Consider the following 2,419-nt stretch of genomic DNA (forward strand, 5'->3'; position numbering starts at 1 on the left):
GCTCATGCTCTCCATGCCGCCGGCAACGATCAAGTCGGCGTCCCCGGCGCGAATCGCTTGAGCCGCCAGCATACAGGTCTTCAGCCCGGAGCCGCAGACTTTGTTCAGGGCGGTTGCCCCCACCGTCGGTGGCAGGCCGGCGTGGATAGCCGCCTGGCGCGCCGGCGCCTGGCCGAGCCCGGCAGCGACCACATTTCCCATCAGGACTTCGTCGATGGTCTCCGGCTGTTCGATATTCGCTCGGCTGACGGCGGCGCGAATGACGGCTGCGCCCAGCAGAGGCGCGGTCAGCGGCGCCAGGCAGCCCTGGTATCGGCCCATCGGAGTGCGGGCAGCGCTCAGGATGACCGGCTCGCGAGCTTCAGATGGTGAAGGCATTTGCTTCCTCCTGACAAAGGTGGCTGGAGGTTGTATGCGGGGGCAGCCCGAAACCGGGCCGGATTGTTTGGGCTAGTCGGCGCCCGGCGAACCGATGGGGCGGCCATCGCCCCGCGTCAGCGATTGCCATTCGTCATTCAGGCGCTGGTAGGTGCGGGTCAGGTCCTCGGGGATTACCCGCGTGTGTGCCGTAGTCGCCATGAAGTTGGTGTCGCCCGCCCAGCGAGGCACGACGTGGACATGCACATGCTCGGCGATTCCCGCCCCGGCTGACGCTCCGATATTGATCCCGACGTTGAAGGACTGCGCTCCATAGGCACCCGTGAGCACTACCAGCGCCAGCCCGGAGAGCTGCATCAATTCCGCCTGGGCCGAGGGCTCGAGGTCGACAATCGTCGGCACATGTTGATACGGGACGACCATCATGTGGCCGTTGGTGTAGGGGAAGCGGTTGAGGATGACGAAAGCGTGCTGGGCCCGGTGAACGACCAAGTTCTCGGCGTTGTCGGGCTGGGCCAGACAATCGCAGAACAGACAGGTCGCTCGCGTGCCATCTGCGGACTCGATGTAAGGCATGCGCCAGGGGGCCCAGATGCGGTTCATCGGCGCTTTCCATTCTAGCAGAATGCGGCCAGGTTGGCATGGAACCTGCAGGTCGGCCTACAATGTGACCATGCTGAATGCCGCATCAGCCGAACGCCGGCTGCCGGCCCAAGGACTGGGCCTGCCGCTGGTCTTCCACCCTCGGCTGGACTCGACCAACAGCCTAGCCGCCGAACTCGCCACCGCTGGCGCCCCGCATGGCACTCTGGTGGTGGCCGAGGAGCAGACGGCCGGAAGAGGGCGGCATGGGCGAGGCTGGAGCACTCCGCCAGGCTCGGCGCTCGCCTTCAGCCTGATCTTGCGTCCGGCTTTGCCCGGCGGCGAGGCGCGCAGCCGGCAGCTGGCGGCCTTCAACCTGGTCGGGGCCGTGGCTCTGGCCGAAGCGCTCGAGGACCTGGGCGCCCGCCCGGCGATCAAGTGGCCGAACGACGTACTGCTCTCTGACCGCAAGGTGGCCGGAGTTCTGATCGAGGTGAGCTGGGTGGACCAGGCGATCGACAGCCTTGTGCTAGGAGTCGGGCTGAACGTATACGCCGAGGCCGAGCCGCCCGAGGCGGAGGTCGACTACCCGGCGACCAGCGTCGAGGCGGCCATTGGTTTCCGGCCAAGCCGCGAGGACCTGCTGGTGCAGATCGTCGGGCGCATCGGCAGTCACTGCCAGAGGATTGACCCGCCGGCAATCATGGCGGAGGTCAACCAACGCCTCGCCTTCTGCGGGCGGAGGGTCTCCGTCCGGAGCGGTGTGAAGACATGGCAAGGAGTGCTGCTGGCGATCGGCGAGGGTGGCGAGATCATACTGGACGTTCCGGGAGAGGGCGAGGTCCGTATTGCGGGAAGCGACCCTCACCTGCGCCCGCTTGACGTCCACACCGGATAGAATACTGGAGAATGCGCGGCCTGGGCCGCAATCGGGGAGGGTAGGCATGTTCGACAATCTGCGTGACCTGTCGGAGGGGCCCTCGTATCTGGAGAACCCCGATCTGGAGACCAGCGTTCAGCCCAAGCGGAAGGGCCCCGAGCGCCGGGTGTTCGGCATGACCGCCGGGCAGCGCCTCGTGCTGACGATCCTGCTGCTATTCACTTCGATCGTGATGGGGGCGATGTGCCTGCTGGTGTTTGAGAAGGTCTGGATCGTCTAGCTGCCGAACGGAGGGAAGGGCGGGCCCATCGACAGGCCTGCAGCCACTGTAGCTCATCTCGTGAGATCCTTGCGTGTGGGGCCCGGGTCACGCCCGGGCCCCACACGTCGATTCTTGGACCTCCCTCTCGCTGCAAGGGGAACGAAGAACAGGTGACGGAGGCTGGGGTGCCATGCGCCGGCTGAGAGGGGGTGGCATGGGATACGCGCCGGCCCTCGTCCTGAGAAGCGGCGAGCAGCGGATTGTGGAAGGTTCGGCAGAGCAACGGGTGGGCGGCGGGCTCGGCCGGAGGCGATCGA

General features: G+C 66.5%; 4 protein-coding genes. 2 read left to right on the plus strand and 2 right to left on the minus strand.

The window, feature by feature from the left end:
* A partial coding sequence (locus MUO23_04315) for a hypothetical protein (GenBank protein ID MCJ7512174.1) occupies window positions 1–378 on the minus strand: 378 nt, incomplete at its 3' end.
* Window positions 379–450: 72 nt separating this feature from the next.
* Entirely contained in the window at window positions 451–981 is a 531-nt protein-coding gene (locus MUO23_04320; protein ID MCJ7512175.1) for an HIT domain-containing protein, read from the minus strand.
* 70 nt (window positions 982–1,051) lie between these two features.
* Here MUO23_04320 and MUO23_04325 point away from each other — a divergent pair, with 70 nt between their 5' ends.
* Entirely contained in the window at window positions 1,052–1,858 is an 807-nt protein-coding gene (locus MUO23_04325) for a biotin--[acetyl-CoA-carboxylase] ligase (protein ID MCJ7512176.1), read from the plus strand.
* Window positions 1,859–1,904: 46 nt separating this feature from the next.
* Window positions 1,905–2,120 (plus strand): hypothetical protein, encoded by a 216-nt coding sequence (locus tag MUO23_04330; protein ID MCJ7512177.1) that lies wholly within the window; start codon window positions 1,905–1,907, stop codon window positions 2,118–2,120.
* The last annotated feature ends 299 nt before the right edge of the window (window positions 2,121–2,419 follow it).

The organism is Anaerolineales bacterium, from assembly GCA_022866145.1.
In the GTDB taxonomy this organism is placed as follows: Bacteria; Chloroflexota; Anaerolineae; order Anaerolineales; family E44-bin32; genus PFL42.